Genomic DNA, 16581 nt, shown 5'->3' with positions numbered 1-16581 from the left:
TCAGCTTCCTGATTGAGAAAGCTGACTTAATCAAATTAACTCGGATCCGGTGCTGCAGCATAGTATTTCACGCCACCAACCGTATAAACACTTCTATAATAAGGATCACCGCCAGTTTTCACCGTAACGGTCTGCTTCTTGTTGGTCACGGTTAACCGATAACGCAGGTTGCCGGTTTTGCGGACGTGCTTATCCTTGTAACCCGTCAAATGGTACTTGGTGTAGTAATACGTGGTGTTGCCGTGGGTGGTTACTTTGCGAATCGTTACTGAATGGATGGGTTTAGCTGAAATTAAACGCCCTTTTTTCAAGGCATAGGTTTCCAAATAGCCATCCGTTGTCGCCACCAACATGCGCGTTTGAGAGGCATACTTTGCGGCATTATAGAGTACGGCTTGGTCAATTGTTGACGTTGCATCCTTAGTCAGCATCTGACTTGGTGTCGTTATCGGCGTCAACTTACTAAGTTGAGACGTTGTCCCACTTGACGTCCAAGAACCACCAGCGTGAACTTTCGGCCAATTCTTCCGGATGTGAGAACTCAACACTTTAAAGTTGAACCGGGCATAAGGCTTAACATCGCCTGTGACATAGCTGCCGCTCCCATCAATCTGACCATAAACAATGGTATTCTTCGGCAAAGTTACCGACTGCGTAGTGCCATATAATTTGATCTTAAGCGCCGCATTCAACCGGTAATAGCGATAAGGTTGCGGTTGAGTATAAGTCAGATTAACTGTTGTATTCCCCACCTGAACTGGAATTGTTTTGAGACTTACTTCAAAGGCTGAACTATCAGCGGAAGCAGAAGTTGCCCCAATCCCCGTCACTGCAATCAAAGCCGCCGTTAAACTAGTTAAGGCCAGCCCTTGCCATTTTTTCATTCAAAACGCCCCTATTCTATCTTAAATATGTATCAACATCACAATGAGTATACCATCGTGACATTATTTCAAATGATTTCCACTTCCGATATTAACAATTCTTTAATTCAAAAAGCCTGCCAGCATGATACTCACCGACAGACTTTTATGTTTCAATTCACGTTAATTATGCTTCCCACTTCCATGGGTCTTCGCGCCATTGCTTCAATGATGCCAGCTCAGCATCCGTAATATCATGCTTTTCATTAGCTAATTCAACCAACGTGCTGTAGTTCGTCAACGTATGCAATGATAATTTAGCGTCGTTAAAATTCGTCGTGCTATCTGGCAATTCGTAAGAGAAAATCCCCAAGACGCCGAGCACCGTGGCACCAGCTGCTTGAACGGCCTTAGCGGCACCCAGAACGCTACCACCAGTTGAAATCAAGTCATCGATCAACACGACTTGGTCGTCAGCCGTCACTTGACCTTCAATTTGCTTCCCAGTCCCGTGATCCTTAGGCTTTGAGCGCACATAGCTCATTGGCAAGCCCAAACGATCAGCGACCAAAGCAGCGTGAGGAATCCCAGCTGTGGCAACCCCGGCAATCACCGTCGCCGTTGGAAAAGTCGTCTTGATATAGTCGGCTAAGCCATCCGCAATGTGTTGGCGAACCTTTGGAAAGGCAATCGTCCGGCGGTTATCAGTATAGATTGGTGCTTTGATACCGCTAGCCCACAGGAACGGCTTGCTTGGTGATAAGGTAACGGCGTTGATGTCTAATAAATCAGCTGCGATTTGACGTGCAATTTCAGTCATTTGATAGTCCCCATTCTTTTGCGATAGTTTGGTATGCTGCTACTGGATCACTGGCTTTGGTGATCGAACGACCGACTACTAACCCGTTACTGCCTAATCTAGCAGCTTCGGATGGCGTCACGACCCGCTTTTGATCGTCAACACTGTCGCTGGCTAACCGAATCCCAGGATTGATGCATAGGAAATCTTGCGACGTTGCTTGGTGAATTCGGGGATCTTCCAAGGCAGAGGAGATGACGCCATCTGCGCCACTCTCCTGGGCTAATTGAGCGTAGTGCTTAACGGATTCCGCTAAGCTGACCGTGACTAACTGTTCGTCTTGCATCTGTTCTTCGGAAGTCGAAGTCAATTGCGTGATTGCCAACAGCTTAGCTGGTTTCACGCCGGCCTTTTCACTTCCGCGTAACAAGCCCTGCTTAGCCCGGCGAATCATTTCAGCACCACCAGCGGCGTGAACGGTCACCATTGACACTTCTTGTTGCCCTAACTGATACATCGCTTGTTCAACCGTGTTTGGAATATCGTAGAGTTTCAAATCCAAAAAGACGTGGATGCCCCGTTTCCGCAATTCAGCTAGAATCTTAGGGCCTTCAAAGTAGAAGAGCTCCATCCCAACTTTTACAAATAAGTTCTCTTGGTGGTCAAATTGATCTAAAAACGTGAACACTTGCTCTTTATCTTCAAAATCTAACGCAATAATAATTGGCCGCACGATTCTCGTCACCTTTCTTTGCAATCAACCCGCTCAGTCATTTTCGTTTACCACCTGCGTAAAAAACCGTTCAGCTCACGGCTAAACGGTTCACTCGTCCCCACAAGAAGTGGCGGTTGGTCGTAAACTTATTAGTCTCTCTGGGCTAAGTTAAAGTTATCTATTTGACTTAAGCTTAACGCAGGGAGCGATTTGCGTCAAGTATGTTTTAAGGATGGGCTTACGCTTGTGTCCAGCGTAAGTGTGCGGAGCGAGGCGGTCGGAAGGCGGCGTGTAACGGCCTCTAAGGTAAACTACCGGGTTTTGGTAGTTTGGCTTAGAGGCCGTTACACATAGCCTTTTGCCTCGCGCAGCACCATTCGGCGTGGTGGCCAGAAAGCGCGTGGTTGACAAGTTTCTACAACTTCAGGAACCCTGGAAATAACAGCCAAAGTGGCGCCGAATTTTGTAACCTGAGAGCGCCGGTTTCATGCGGCTTTGGCGAGCGAAGCGACGATAAACAGCCAACACCCAAATCACACCCAACACTGTCACTGAACACAAACGTAAAGAAGTAACAAACCACTCACACAACATCAAACCTCAAAACTTCTGCTTGCATCGACTTCAAATCTATGGCAAAATACTCCCAACAACTACGGCACGAACCGTAAAAAATAACGCTTGCCTGTGAGCAAGCATTTTGGAGGAACTGAATAATGGAAACATCAACTGTACGCGACCACGCGTTAACAACCAACCAGAAGTGGACGATTGCGTCAACCTCGGCGGGCTTTGCACTAGAGAACATGGACGTTTTATTTCTCTCGTTTGCCCTATCATCGATCATCGCTGATTTACACATCAACGGTGCCGCAGCCGGATTGATTTCATCGATCACTAACTTAGGGATGTTAGCGGGTGGTATTTTGTTTGGCCTGATTGCCGACCGTTTCGGCCGGGTGCGGACCTTCTCCCACACCGTTTTCATTTTTGCTTTCGCCACTGCTGCCATGTATTTTGCTAGCAACATCACTTTGGTTTACATCTTCCGCTTCATCGCCGGCGTTGGGGCTGGTGGGGAATACGGCGTTGGGATTACGCTGATCGCTGAAAACTTTAATCGTAACAAAATCGGTAAAATGACGTCGATTGCAGCGATTGGCGGTCAAGTTGGGGCGATCCTCGCTGCCATCTGTGCCGCAATTATCTTACCAATGCTCGGCTGGCGTGCCCTCTTCGTCTTCGGCCTTGTGCCCGTTGGATTGACCTACTTCATCCGTCGCCACCTGCACGAAAGCGACGAATTCATCGCCGCTCGCAAAGCTGAAGTTGACCCCAAGAAAACGGTTCGCATCAGTGCCCTCTTCAAAACACCAGCCTTAGCTTACCAAACCGTTGCCTTAATGGTCATGGTGGTCGTTCAAATCGCCGGTTACTTCGGATTGATGAACTGGTTGCCTTCCATCATGCAACAAAAGCTTGGCTTGAGCGTTTCTGGCTCTTCCGTTTGGATGATTGCCACCATCGTTGGGATGAGTATCGGGATGATGACTTTCGGCAGCATCTTGGACTACTTCGGTCCACGGCGGGCGTTTGGTATCTTCCTGATTGCTTCAGCCATTGCAGTATTTGGCATCACCCTCGCCTTTAACCAAGTCACCTTGTTGATTGCCGGTGCCATTCTAGGCTTCTTCTCCAACGGGATGTTCGGCGGTTACGGTGCGGTCATCAGCCGCTTGTACCCGACTGAGATTCGCTCAACTGCCAACAACGTGATCGTCAACGTTGGTCGGGCCATCGGCGGATTCTCATCCGTTGCCATCGGTTTCCTGATGGACCACTACTCACTGATGGTCGTCATGGGCTTCCTCGCCGTGCTCTACCTAATCAGCTTCGTCACCATGCTGACGATTCCAAACTTAAAGCGGTTGGGACAGGTCAACGAAGCTTAGTGACGAACCGCTAAACTCACTGAATTCATCAAAATAAACACACGCCGTGGCGTTTAGCCTAGCGTGTGTTTTTAGTTTCACGAATAACCATCAATTGATCGTCCAGCCCACTGTCAATCACGCGCAAGTCCATGCTCGACTAATCCCGGTTTGGCACAGACCAATCAGAGATAATCATTGCAAAATACCCGGCTGGCGTGTAGACTTTAGAGTGAACTAAACGTTATCTGGGGTGCCTTTTGGCTGAGATACACCCATTGAACCTGATCTGGTTAGTACCAGCGAAGGGAGCATAATACTTTTTTAATCGCGATTAATTTAATCAAGCCAAAAGGACGAGCCAGAGATGAACTAACGTTTATCTCTGGCTCGTTTTGCGTCCGACGTTGACTTGATCACTCAACGTCACCGTTTAGGCCATATTATTGAAAGAAGGAATTATTCATGAAATATTCTAACGCATGGCATTTGCGCGACATTATCTTACTTGCATTGATCGCTATTTTCTTCGGGGTCATTTACTGGGTCATTGGACCGGTCTACAACATCTTGACCGTAGCTATGACGCCAATTGGCTTAGGACCCGCTGCCAACGACATCTTGATGGGCGTTTGGTGCATGGCCGGTCCACTGGCTGGTTACTTGTTCAAAAAAGTCGGTTCGGCAACCTTAGGTGAATTCTTGGGTTCCGTGGTTGAAATGTTTTTTGGCGGCCAATGGGGCGCTGCAACCATGATTTCCGGGGTCGTTCAAGGGGTCGCTTCCGAACTCGGCTTCGCCTTCACTGGCTACAAGCGTTACGACTGGTTCAGCCTGAACCTGAGTGTGTTGACCACCACCATCGTGACCTTCGCTTGGGACATGGCACGTAACGGTTACGCCGCCTACCACCTTGGTCTATTAGTGGCCCTCTTCGTCATTCGGTTAATTTCCATGTTTATTTTCGGCGGCTTGATTTCTAGAGCCATCGTTAACCTGCTCGACCGCACCCACTTGCTTCCACAAACTTCTCGTTAGAATTGAGGTCTCACACCATGGCAACCGTTTCTGTCAATCAACTTTCATTCGCATATCCGAGTAACGATGACGCCAGCGTTGACGCTCAGTTGACTCTGGATCAGCTTTCAGCGGAATTTCCAACGGGGCAGTTTTCACTGCTCACCGGCCCATCCGGTTCTGGCAAATCCACCCTGTTGAAACTCATCAGCGGTTTGTACCCCCAGTTTGCGGGGCATCAAGTAGCTGGCGAGATTACGCTGGACGGTCAACCGGTTGACCAAATCGACGCTGAGCACCGCGCAGCAATGGTCGCCATGATGTTTCAAAATCCCAATGAGCAATTCGCCATGGATACCGTGGAAAACGAACTGATTTTCACCTTGGAAAATCAACAAGTGGCTCCTAGTGAGATGTCCGCTCGGGTTGACCACGCCCTGGCCTACGTTGGTATTGACGATCTACGACACCGGCAACTAAACAGTTTATCTGGTGGTGAAAAGCAAAAGGTGGCGTTGGCAGTTATCGTGGTCATGGCCACCGATACGATTCTCTTGGACGAACCTTTCGCCAGTGTTGATCCGGATGCGCGGCAGGTGTTATTGGCGAAGTTATCTCAACTGCAACGCGAAGAACACAAGACGATCATCATTGCCGATCATGATTTGGAAGACTATGCACCATTGGTAGACCAAATGTACCTGCTAAACGCTGGTGGCACCGAACTCACCCATCTCAGTTCTACCGAGGCCAGTGACCGGTTGAACCAGTTTACCCGCGAAACCGTCACCGAAACGTCACTGGCACTGCCTAAGCCAGAAGATGAACAGGCTCTGATTACCCTTGACCATTTGCACCTGCAAGCTGGTGAACGGGTTTTGCTAGATCAACCCGATTTTAATTTCTACCAAAACCGTGTCACCCTACTGACAGGGCCAAACGGTTCTGGTAAATCAACGTTATTGACTGCGATTGCTAAATTACGACGCTACGATGGTTCCATCAAACTGGCGGATAAAGAAGTTAGCAAACTCCGCCCCAAGCCACTTTATCGGCAACTTGGCTTAGTCTTCCAAGATGCCAGTCAACAGTTTTTAAACGTGACCGTGGCAGAAGAACTCGACCTCTCCTTGAAGAATAGCCAGCAAGCCGACTACTTCCGGGACAAGCTTGACGGCTTTTTAACCGAGTTACACCTCGATGGCCTCCAAGAACAGGTCGTCTACTCACTAAGTGGCGGTCAAAAAAAGAAACTTCAAATTTTAGAAATGCTGATGATGGCCACGCCCGTCCTGTTATTTGACGAACCCTTTACCGGTCTGGACTTTACGTCACTTCAACAGATTCTTCAACTCATGAAACAGGTCGTTCGCGACTGCCACCAAACCTACATCATTGTCAGTCACCAACTATTCGGCATCGACACCCTAATCGACTACCACGTGGCGCTGGCGGATCAGCAACTTCAGTACGTTGGGAGGCTCGCACAATGAACCCGAGTTTAAAGTTTCTGTTAGCCGTGCTGATTGCACTGGAAATTTCATTTACCAACACTTGGATTGTTAACGTGGTGCTGGCAGCGATTGGTCTATTAACGATTCTGATTCACCGGACCCCTTGGAAACGAGTCGGCCTCTTACTGGTGACGCCGTTGATTCCAGCCGTTGCGTTAGCTGTGGCAATTCTGCTTCAATCCGACGCCGGCACCCACTTTGCGCTAGTCCTGTTCACCCGGATCTACGCCTACGTCTTCGTGGGTTCTGCCGCGACGTTAACGACGCCGATCGCCGACCTAATTATGTCGTTGGAACAAAACGCCCACCTGCCCAGTAAATTTGCCTACGGATTCTTAGGTGCTTTTAATCTATTACCGAAAATCGTTAGCGAAGTGAACATCATTCGGGCAGCTGGTAATATGCGAGGCCAAACGTTACATTTCTGGTCACCACAGCTCTACTTCAAAGCCATTTTGGCCTCGTTGAACTGGTCCGAAAACCTAGCGGAAGCCATGACATCACACGGATTTGTCGAAGGGGCGCCGCGAAGTTTCTACAGAACGGTTAGTGTGAGTTGGCGTGACTGGGCCATTTTAATTGGCAGTTTAATTCTTCTGCAAATTGCCCTCTTTGGGTTACACCTTTCCTAATCATTTTGTAATTTTTCATACCGCTTTTTTCAAGAAAGTTTTATAATATTGATTAAAGAAGGTGATTATCATGGAACGCAACTCACTCAAGTTTACGACCCTCTTCGGCATTGCGCTGATCGTCATTGGATTGCTGCTTGAACTCGGCGGGGTCTTCTACCATCCAGGTAGTCTTGAAAGCGCCGAGACTGTTTTCACAGGCGCCATTGCCATCAGCGTAGGTCATGCCTTTTACGGTCTTGATTCACTACCGTTGTCATTAGCACTCACTGCGATCAGTTCCATCGGAATCGGTTACTACGTCTTCGTTCAGACCACTGGCTGGCTCTGGACGATCATCGCCACCATTGCATTTTTCGCTTTTATCGTCGCCCTCTTTCAGCTTCGTGGCTCAATTCGTCATCGTCACGGCACTTGGTAGGACGTCGTTATCTGCGACTGCAAACCTCTTTAATGAAAACGGACCTAACTGCTTTGCCTGCGCAAAACTGCTAAGTCCGTTTTTAATTTGTTTTTTTATTGCGTCACTTTACCAACTACGTAGTAACTTGCGCCCCCATTATCTGAACGAAGTAGCTGTCCCTGCTGATTCGTTTGGAACCAAGCCACCGTTGGCGTCGTGCTTGGGTCCGCGCCCGCCGACTTCATGTTCGCCGACTGGTGATTTTCTTGAACCTGCACGGTATAAATACCGGGCTGGCCCTGACTGACCTGCATCAACAGATCCTGCCGAGCGTACTGACCACTCAACTGTTGGTAAACTTGGTTGAGGACGCTGGCTTGGCTGACGGTGCCGGTTGTGCTGGCACTCGACGATTTGGTAGTGTTCTTTTGGGCGCTATCTGCTGACTGACTCGAACTCGTTACAGCCGTTGACGCGGTTGATTGCGTTGCGCTAGTTGCATCGCTAGCACTAGTTGCTGCATCCGACTCACTGTTTGTTGACGCCGACGTTGACGAGTCACTTGACGATTGATCTGACTGCTTGACCTGTTTAGAGGACGCCGTTGACTCTGATTGTGACTGCGACTGTTTGTTCTGCCCACAGCCTCCTAAAACGCCTAACATTAATAGCGGTAATCCCCATTTAACGACCTGTTTGATGTGCATCAGCTCGTCCCCCTTTTTGACCGGTTTGATTACCTTTATTATAGCATAGCGGGTGGGGAAAATTTGGGGTTGTGGGTGTTGTTTTTGGTGGGCTGGGGGCAAGTTTTAGTTGGGCTAAAGGGGTGTTACTTTGGTAAGGATTGAAATGATTTCTTAACTTGTGATCAATTTGGATCTTACTTGAACCTCTAGGCTTTTATATAGCCTAAACGTGTCAAAAATCGCAGGACCCGGCCATATAAGACAACAAAAGCCTAGCTTTCAAGACCGGGAAGCTAGGCTTTTGTTGTCTTATATTCTGGGTCCTAACCGCGATTTTTGACACTCTCTCTAATCCGTATAAAACTCCACCGCCAACGCCCCAACACCCGTATGGGTACTAATAACGGGACCCGCTTCATGGATCGTAATCAGCGTGTTAGGTAGCGCTTCGTGGATTCGGTTGGCGATTTCGCTGGCTTGAGTCAGATTATCAACGTGGGTCAAGCCAACCTTCGCTGGTGATTCCATTTTGATTCGCTCAACTAATTCATCCAGTTGCTTATTCAAGAAGCGCTTGCCACGCCCCTTCGCCGCAACTTGGAGCTCGCCGTCCACCACTTCTGCCATCACTTTAATGTGCAACAGACTGGCGATACCACCAGCCGCCTTGCTAAGTCGGCCGCCTTTGACTAGGTTTTCCAACGTATTTAAGAACACGAAAATTTCGGTGTGCGACCGGTGCAAATCAATCGCTGCTAGAATGTTTTCCATTGGCGCACCGTTCTTCGCCAACTTAGCTGCGGTGATCACCTGAAAGGCCAGGCCGCGGTCGATCGATAATGTATCGATGACGGTGACCTTGGTATCAGTCATCTCAGCCGCTTGCCGGGCCGCGTTGACCGTGCCACTTAGAAAATGAGTTAGGTTCAAGCAAAGCACTTCATCGCCATTTTCACCCAAACGGTCAAATACTTCCAAAAATTGACCGATCGATGGTTGACTAGTCTTCGGCAGTTCATCATCGTTAGCCAAATGACTTAAAAATTGGGCATTAGTAATTTGAACACCGTCATTTAAATACTCCTTCGTCCCCAGACGAACGATCAGGGGCACAACGGTAATGGGTAACTCAGCTAATTCTGATTCAGTTAACTGAACAGTTGAATCCGTTACGATTTGAATACTCAATGGGGCCACCTCTTTTGGTCAGGTTACCGAATCAATCGACCACCGGCAAAGTTCTGGGGTGCCCGTTTCGAGATTCGGCGCTATACTAGTACTAGATAATTACAACCATATTATACCGTATTTGTTTAAACGATTACTATCTCTCTTACAGAATCAACTACTCTGTTACCGATTAAAATTTTATCCAACTACGATATTATCAAAAAGCTAGTCAATGCATTACTGCGCTAACTAGCTTCCTTAATAACTAACTGCCGGCAATACCTTGGTTAGCAAACGGTCGAACCGTTTTTTCTTGGTATCATCTTACTAGTTACAATTGAGGTAGTCAATTAGTTAGCTGCCTGTATTATTTTTAATTCACCAAGAACAACTATCGCTAATTTTATTTGTAGTAAAATAAACGACAGCATTAATGTTATACAGTCAAAGTCTCATGTGGGTATCAAGACACCAATTTATTATACCGTATTTTAAAAGGAGAATCCGTAAAATGCCCGATTCCGACAAGAAGTTAACCGATGAAACCCCTGAAAAAAAGCCGCTCAATATCTCGGACCTAGCCATGAATCCCATGCGCGTTGGCATGGATCGTTGGGCTGATGATAAAAAGCGCCGTGGCTTGACCGATGATGCCAAGCCGAAAAAACGTCATTGGTGGTCACGCAAACAACCAAAGGAGTGATTATATGGCTCACTTAAAAATCGTTCATGGTGATATCACGCAGTTTCACGGTGACGCCATCGTTAACGCTGCAAATACCGGCCTACTTGGCGGCGGTGGCGTTGACGGCGCGATTCACCGAGCAGCTGGTCCAGAACTCGATGTCGCCTGTCGTAAACTCGGCGGCTGTCCAACTGGTGAGGCCAAAACAACGCCGGGGTTTAATTTACCCGTTAAATACATTATTCACACGCCCGGCCCCATTTGGCGGGACGGCTCTTTTGAAGAAGCGAAGTTATTACGTAGCAGCTACGTGAACAGTTTGAAGCAGGCAGTTGCTCACGACTGTCACACTATTGCTTTTCCGTCAATCAGTACTGGCGTTTACCGGTATCCGTTGCCAGCAGCAACTCAGATTGCGATTGAGGCGATTCGTAGCTTTGATGCGCCGTTGGATGTGACGATGGTGTGTTGGGATGAGCCGACTTGGGAGGCGTTTAAGCAGGCGGTTGGTGAGGATTAGTAGTGGTCTAGGTGGGTAAAGTTTAGTTGGTAGTTGGAAGCTGACCTAGATAGCGAGGAATTATAAGTTGTTGAGCGAATGCGTTCGATAAAATCACTTACTGCTATTACTCCCATTCCGCTATACTTGGTCGTCTTGGCGACGTGCTTTGCTATTACGTTGTTTTCGGCGCTGAGTGAATTTTGCCTTCTTGGGAGTCATATTTCTTTGCGAAGCTTGGTTATTTAACTGCCTTCTGGCAACCACGCCGAAACGTGTCAAATAAAGCAAACCCCGGCCATATAAGTAAAACACGCAATGACTTGCCAAAAACCGGCAAGTCATTGCGTGTATTACTTATATTCTGGGGTTTAACCGCTTTATTTGACACTCTGCCCAATAAAATGCGTTAAATTAGCCGTTTCTTCCGTCGTTGGTTGGGCTTCCATCGACTTGATATTGTGCAACCGTTCAACCGTAATGTGAAGATTTAAAGCCAGTTCAGTATCCGTCAAATTATGTTTCCGTTGATAGTTGATAATCTTTTCTGCAATATCGCTCATCTCTTGACTCATAAAATTTCCCTCCACTTAATAGACTTAAAGCTAAACTAATTCAGGTTCTTGTCTCTATTCTAGCATTGTTTTTGGGAATTGTTATCACATTTCAACTTGCCTGTCATCAATTTGTGATGTTGAGCGGTTATGCTATTGGTATAGACTTGGAGAGCGTGTGATGGTGATCACGCCTTTCAAAAATTCGAAAATGAGGTGTTCATTTGAAATTAACTAAAACCCTACTCGTTTTAGCCGCTACCACTGCCGTCTTCGGCACAACCGTTGTTACTGCTTCGGCCGCAACAACTGATAGCACAACGATTCAGGCCTTACCAAACCAAGCTGAAACACAGGCCGCTCACGATGCCGTTGAAAACGACACCACAACCAGTTCAGCAACTACGACCACTGCAACAAGCGCATCAACTAGCTCGGCTAGTTCAACGAGCGATGCAACGACTAGCACAACAACTAACGCAAACACCACTGCTAGCACCAGCCAAGCCAAGGCCGTTGTTGCCTTAGCCAAACAACTGGCGACCCAAAATATCCCCTACGTTTGGGGTGGCGAATCATTGAGCGGGATGGACTGCTCAGGGTTAACCGACTACGTTTACCGTCACGCAGCCAACATCAGTCTCGGTCACTACACGGTCACCCAAGAAGGCAAAGTTACCAAGGAAGCCGTTTCTCAAGCGCAACCTGGCGACCTCCTTTTCTGGGGGAGCGAAGGTGCAACTTACCACGTTGCCATCTACATCGGCAACAACCAATTCGTTGCTGCACCAAAACCCGGGGACAACGTTGAAGTTGAAACCATCAGTAGCTACTTCATGCCTAGCTTTGCTGGGAAGGTTAACGGTTAATTTAAGCGTTAATGACAACTAAAAAAGCCCCGGTACCAGTCATTCAGATTGGTATCGGGGCTTTTTCGATTTACTTATTCACCGGCTGTTTACCAGCATTCCGCGAGGCATTTTCTTCATGTTGCCGCGCCTGTTGTTCCTTCTTTACCCGTTCAATTCGAGCGATTTCGGCCTTCCGAGCGAGTTCCTTCGCCTTTGACTTAGCCTTAAAGTAGTTGTAAATGCCCACTGCTAAGAAGCCAAAGAGCATCTGAAACGCAAACGAGACCATTGTGTTGAGCGAATACCCCTGATGCGTTAATTGTGGCATCACTAAGTCATACGCAATTAATAAAATGCCCATCATGAGCACCACCTGAACCGTATCCTTCAACCACTTTGGTAACTTGTCCCACTTTTCGTACACGACACTCGCCCCTTATAGTTCGCCCTGATTGCGAAGTTGTTTTTCGATCAACATCGCATCTAAGTAGTCAAACGCGACCTCGTCGATTTCCGATATTTTAATTAACGTCCCTAGTGGATCGATAACGGTCCCCTGTTCAACTTGGTGGAAGATCACTTGCTTGTCGCCGAGTTTGCTTAAATACCCGACAACGACCTGATCATCCTTGAGTTGCAACCGAATCACACGGTGGAACTTTGTGGCCTGCGCCAGCACCGTTTGAAACAGATCCGTGGTGGCGTCAAATAACCGTTCATCGTTCAAGCCCGGTTGTTTCGTGACGCCTAAGCGCTGGTCGATGGAGATGTACATCTGCATCACTTCAAGGTAGTCCGATTGAGTGGTGACTTGCGCAATCGCATTTAACCGCACCAGCCAATAACCACCGAACTGACCGGTCATATCAACTAGGTTGATCATGACGTTGTCATCCGTGATCGTGTTGACCGTGCCCACAAAGAACATCCCCTCATCAGCAACCGGATTAAACGACAACAACTGCTGCGTTTCCTGCGCCTGATGCAAGATTTCCGTGATACCGGTTAAACTACTGATTCGCTTCGTTGGGACCGACGTCATGGTATCAAAAAATGCCATGGACACCGTCTGCAGCGTTAACTCCTTGCCTTCAAACTCGACTAGGCCAACCTGATCAAAGGTAAAGTGCTTTTTCGGTCGATCACCTAAGTCAAACTTATTAAAGATCCGAAAGTCAAAATCATCGCCTGAGATACGAACGACCTGCCCCTCGTTGAGTGACTGGTCATCCGCATCCAGTACCATCACAGCACTTTCGTCAACCATCGAGTTCTCTAACACTTGGCGAATCAGTGGCCGCTTGGTATCAAAAGCTGATACCATCTGCCCATATGTCACGAAATGTTCATCCGTGGCGTTTTCGATTCGAAACTGCATACTGTCCAAATCACTACTATCGAACTCGACAAATTCAATGACCTCAAAGGTGAGGTACACGGCCCCATCCTCAATGCCACTATCATCGAACGTGGTGAGAATGATCCCCTGATCGTCGATAATGGCGACGTACCCCGTATACACAATGTCTTGCTTTACCTGATAGACATTCACGAGCGCTTTACGCTGCAATGCATATCGTAGGTCGCTGACGATTGAATTCATTCACATGCCACCCTTTCATCCGGTATTCTAAACAGCCATGATACCATAATTTGATTACAACTGTGTAACAGTCAGACCCACTTAAGCGCAAAATTTGGCGCAACCCCTTTAAGAAATTGCGTTGCTAACAAACTGTCTTAATTCAGCACCGGCCATCCCGTTGCTTAACCCTACTAACAGTTTAATCCGTGCCTTCTGTCCGTTCAATCCCTGACATAAAATTAAGCCCATTTTTGTTAATTCGATGCCGCCACCCTCGTAGTCGTAAATGTCTTGGGCCACACCGTTATAACAGCGCGACACCAACACAATGGGTACGTTTTGATCCAACAAGCGTTGCACAGCCGGAATCGTTTGCGGTGGTAGGTTTCCCGCACCTAACCCTTCGATCACTAACCCTTGCGTTGGTTGTTCCGCTAAAGCATCAAACAGCTCACCGGTCATCCCAGCGTAAGCTTTGATCAAGAAAACGTGATCCACCACGTGGTCGATCGGACAAGTGGCTTGTCGAATTAATTCTTGAAAATACTGAGCTTTGCCCTTCGCTACGACCCCAATCGGCCCAAAGGTTGGCGTCCGAAACGTGGCTACGTTAGTCGTATGGGTTTTCGTGACGTACCGCGCCGTATGAATCTCATCGTTCATGACGACCAAAGCACCCTTACCACGTGATTCATCGGTCGCAGCAACCATAATCGCACTCTGGAAGTTATACAGGCCATCCGAACCAACTTCATTAGACGACCGCATCGCTCCCGTTAACACAACTGGAATCGTGCTTGGCAGAGTTAAATCTAAGAAGTAGGCCGTTTCTTCCAACGTATCGGGTCCGTGAGTGATGACCACCCCATCGACGCCGTTAGCTTCAGCTTCATCAATGCGTTCCTTCAGTTGTAACATGACACTGGGCGTCACGTGCGGTGAAGGTAGGTTAAACAGTTCATCCGTCAGCAAGTTGACCCGCCCGTTTAGAATCGTGGCCTCCTTGGCAATCGGATTTTCTGCATTTGGTACCACTTCGCCCTGCTCGTTTTGCGACATTGAAATCGTCCCGCCAGTATGAATCGCTAAAATCGTTTTCAAGTGTTTTCCTCCGTTTGGTGAGTTAATGCTTTTATTTTAATCGCTTTGCGCTGATTTTAGGTTAAAATAAACTAAACAAGCCGTGAAAAGGAGGTGGCAATCTCATGCCAAAGGATCAAAACAAGCCCCACCACAGTCTTCCGGAGATCAAAGTCGACGTGAAAGTTCCGCCGAGTTCTGGGGGCATTATGAACTGGGGACCATTGTTTGGGTGGGTCAAATCGTTATTTAAATCGCGTAAGAAATAGTTGAACCTAAAAACTAGCAGTCATGCCAATGTCGGCATTAACTGCTAGTTTTTTAATAGCGCTTATGTTTAAGCAACGATTGACTCCAATTCTAACAACTGATCAATTTCATAGGTTGGTTTTGCCACGCCATCGTTAACCTTATGCGTTGGGTTGAACCAAACTGAGTCTAAGCCGAAGCCGTTGGCACCCTTGATATCTGATGATAATGAATCACCGATGACCAATGCCTTATCCTTATCAAAGTCCTCAATGGCCCCCGCAACGTGTTCAAAAAAAGCGGGTTCCGGCTTTTGCGCGCCAATTCGTTCTGAGATAAAGACCTGCTGGAAGTAGCGGTTAAAATCAGCCTCACTCAAGCGACGTTCCTGCGTTTTTGCCACGCCATTGGTGACCACGTACAGTTGATGTTGCTGGCTCAAATTAGCCAGTAACTTGGTGGCATTTGGCATTTGCTGGTGACCTAGCGATAAGTAGTGGCGGTACTGCATCTCGACTTCACGCCCATCCAGTTCCGTGTTACCCATGTGTTCGAACAGTCCTGAGAAACGGCGTACCAATAGGTCTGGTTTTGTGATCTGACCGCGTTCAAATTGTTGCCACAGGTGCGCGTTAAGGTCGTGGTAGTAGGCGTAATTTTCAGCACTCAGTGGTAATTTAAGGTGCTCAAACAGCGAGGCGAGGGCCTGCTTTTCAGCCGCTTTAAAATCTAACAAGGTATCGTCAATATCGAAGAGTAGCGTTTTGTAGGTCATCAAAGTCGTCCTTTCTAGTGTCGCGTAATCAAGCGGTAGCCGGTAATTGCCGTTGCCACCGCACAAATCAGAATCGAAATTAAAAATGACACGTGCATACCGTAAATAAAGACTTCCGGCTGACCCGCAAGGTACGTGGTCACGTGTTGTCCCTTATTATAACTCATTGCCGAGAACAAAACCGTCGTGGCACTGGAAATCCCGATCACCATCCCGAGGTTTCGAGCCAGTGCGTTCATGCCACCGGCAATCCCTAAGTCCTTTGGCGCTACCGCGTTCATCACGATGGTATTGTTTGGTGCTTGGAAAATTCCGTTCCCGAAACCAACTAAGCCAATGTTGGCGGTGAATAACCAGAGTGGCGTGCCCAAGTCCGTCAGCATGTAGCCAATTTGGCTGAGTAAAATCAACACTAAGCCAACGAAGGTGATCAATTCAGGTCCGATACGATCGGATAGCGAGCCAGCAATTGGCGCCACGATGACTTGAACAATTGGGAAAATCATCAGGATGTAGCCAGCCATGTTGGGTTTGAGTTCCCGAGCATTTTCCAAGTAAAACGGTGAGATC

General features: G+C 47.8%; 19 protein-coding genes and 1 riboswitch. Of the genes, 8 read left to right on the top strand and 11 right to left on the bottom strand.

The genetic code is table 11. The features are described 5' to 3' along the window. Positions 1 to 35: 35 nt before the first annotated feature. The 3 genes from ACYVR3_RS12320 to pyrF form a co-directional block, all read right to left on the bottom strand. Positions 36 to 884: a hypothetical protein gene (locus tag ACYVR3_RS12320; RefSeq protein WP_461244488.1), complete on the bottom strand. Its 849-nt coding sequence runs from the start codon at positions 882 to 884 to the stop codon at positions 36 to 38. Between the two features lie 166 nt (positions 885 to 1050). Beyond that, complete coding sequence (gene pyrE / locus ACYVR3_RS12315) at positions 1051 to 1683, bottom strand: orotate phosphoribosyltransferase (RefSeq protein WP_461244487.1); 633 nt, start codon at positions 1681 to 1683, stop codon at positions 1051 to 1053. After that, a complete protein-coding gene (pyrF, locus tag ACYVR3_RS12310; RefSeq protein ID WP_461244498.1) occupies positions 1676 to 2398 on the bottom strand; it encodes an orotidine-5'-phosphate decarboxylase in 723 nt (240 codons plus the stop codon). The genes pyrE and pyrF overlap by 8 nt, the downstream gene beginning before the upstream one ends. Before the next feature lie 695 nt (positions 2399 to 3093). On the opposite strand from pyrF, the gene ACYVR3_RS12305 reads away from it, so the two are divergent. The 5 genes from ACYVR3_RS12305 (at position 3094) to ACYVR3_RS12285 (ending at position 7892) form a co-directional block, all read left to right on the top strand. Further along, positions 3094 to 4329: an MFS transporter gene (locus tag ACYVR3_RS12305; protein ID WP_054733723.1), complete on the top strand. Its 1236-nt coding sequence runs from the start codon at positions 3094 to 3096 to the stop codon at positions 4327 to 4329. Positions 4330 to 4547: 218 nt separating this feature from the next. Then, a riboswitch (TPP riboswitch) is annotated at positions 4548 to 4637 on the top strand. Positions 4638 to 4773: 136 nt separating this feature from the next. Further along, positions 4774 to 5346, top strand: coding sequence for an ECF transporter S component (locus ACYVR3_RS12300; RefSeq protein WP_054733721.1), 573 nt, complete (start codon positions 4774 to 4776; stop codon positions 5344 to 5346). A gap of 17 nt (positions 5347 to 5363) precedes the next feature. Then, entirely contained in the window at positions 5364 to 6818 is a 1455-nt protein-coding gene (locus tag ACYVR3_RS12295) for an ABC transporter ATP-binding protein (protein WP_461244486.1), read from the top strand. After that, complete coding sequence (locus ACYVR3_RS12290) at positions 6815 to 7471, top strand: energy-coupling factor transporter transmembrane component T family protein (RefSeq protein ID WP_461244485.1); 657 nt, start codon at positions 6815 to 6817, stop codon at positions 7469 to 7471. Before ACYVR3_RS12295 ends, ACYVR3_RS12290 begins: the two co-directional genes overlap by 4 nt. 70 nt (positions 7472 to 7541) lie before the next feature. Next, positions 7542 to 7892, top strand: coding sequence for a hypothetical protein (locus tag ACYVR3_RS12285; RefSeq protein ID WP_461244484.1), 351 nt, complete (start codon positions 7542 to 7544; stop codon positions 7890 to 7892). 95 nt (positions 7893 to 7987) lie between these two features. On the opposite strand, the gene ACYVR3_RS12280 is transcribed toward ACYVR3_RS12285, so the two are convergent. Together ACYVR3_RS12280 and ACYVR3_RS12275 are read right to left on the bottom strand one after the other, a co-directional pair. Beyond that, the gene (locus ACYVR3_RS12280; protein WP_461244483.1) at positions 7988 to 8581 is read right to left on the bottom strand and encodes a hypothetical protein; all 594 of its coding nucleotides are present in this window, start codon (positions 8579 to 8581) and stop codon (positions 7988 to 7990) included. Between the two features lie 330 nt (positions 8582 to 8911). Next, the gene (locus ACYVR3_RS12275; RefSeq protein WP_054733707.1) at positions 8912 to 9751 is read right to left on the bottom strand and encodes a DegV family protein; all 840 of its coding nucleotides are present in this window, start codon (positions 9749 to 9751) and stop codon (positions 8912 to 8914) included. Positions 9752 to 10244: 493 nt separating this feature from the next. On the opposite strand from ACYVR3_RS12275, the gene ACYVR3_RS12270 reads away from it, so the two are divergent. Both ACYVR3_RS12270 and ACYVR3_RS12265 read left to right on the top strand, forming a co-directional pair. After that, positions 10245 to 10436, top strand: a complete 192-nt coding sequence (locus ACYVR3_RS12270) for a hypothetical protein (protein ID WP_057152439.1) — start codon at positions 10245 to 10247, stop codon at positions 10434 to 10436. A 4-nt stretch (positions 10437 to 10440) separates the two neighbouring features. Next, positions 10441 to 10938 carry an O-acetyl-ADP-ribose deacetylase gene (locus ACYVR3_RS12265; protein WP_461244482.1) on the top strand — a complete coding sequence of 166 codons (498 nt, stop codon included), beginning with the start codon at positions 10441 to 10443 and terminating at the stop codon, positions 10936 to 10938. Positions 10939 to 11297: 359 nt separating this feature from the next. On the opposite strand, the gene ACYVR3_RS12260 is transcribed toward ACYVR3_RS12265, so the two are convergent. Then, a complete protein-coding gene (locus tag ACYVR3_RS12260) occupies positions 11298 to 11492 on the bottom strand; it encodes an LBP_cg2779 family protein (protein WP_173585537.1) in 195 nt (64 codons plus the stop codon). A 203-nt stretch (positions 11493 to 11695) separates the two neighbouring features. Between ACYVR3_RS12260 and ACYVR3_RS12255 the strand changes: the two genes are divergently transcribed. Beyond that, on the top strand, positions 11696 to 12340 hold the full coding sequence (locus tag ACYVR3_RS12255; protein ID WP_461244481.1) for a C40 family peptidase: 645 nt from the start codon (positions 11696 to 11698) through the stop codon (positions 12338 to 12340). Positions 12341 to 12410: 70 nt separating this feature from the next. Here ACYVR3_RS12255 and ACYVR3_RS12250 read toward each other — a convergent pair whose 3' ends face one another. The 5 genes from ACYVR3_RS12250 to ACYVR3_RS12230 form a co-directional block, all read right to left on the bottom strand. Further along, on the bottom strand, positions 12411 to 12746 hold the full coding sequence (locus tag ACYVR3_RS12250; protein WP_461244480.1) for a hypothetical protein: 336 nt from the start codon (positions 12744 to 12746) through the stop codon (positions 12411 to 12413). Between the two features lie 12 nt (positions 12747 to 12758). After that, on the bottom strand, positions 12759 to 13925 hold the full coding sequence (locus ACYVR3_RS12245; RefSeq protein ID WP_461244479.1) for a hypothetical protein: 1167 nt from the start codon (positions 13923 to 13925) through the stop codon (positions 12759 to 12761). Between the two features lie 108 nt (positions 13926 to 14033). After that, positions 14034 to 15008 (bottom strand): asparaginase, encoded by a 975-nt coding sequence (locus tag ACYVR3_RS12240; RefSeq protein ID WP_461244478.1) that lies wholly within the window; start codon positions 15006 to 15008, stop codon positions 14034 to 14036. A gap of 316 nt (positions 15009 to 15324) precedes the next feature. Continuing rightward, positions 15325 to 16011 (bottom strand): YjjG family noncanonical pyrimidine nucleotidase, encoded by a 687-nt coding sequence (locus ACYVR3_RS12235; RefSeq protein WP_461244477.1) that lies wholly within the window; start codon positions 16009 to 16011, stop codon positions 15325 to 15327. 14 nt (positions 16012 to 16025) lie between these two features. Further along, a partial coding sequence (locus ACYVR3_RS12230; protein WP_461244476.1) for an MFS transporter occupies positions 16026 to 16581 on the bottom strand: 556 nt, incomplete at its 5' end.

The organism is Secundilactobacillus muriivasis (assembly GCF_054785195.1).
Note: the sequence above shows the minus strand (reverse complement) of the source record. Positions and strands in the feature narration are given on the sequence as shown.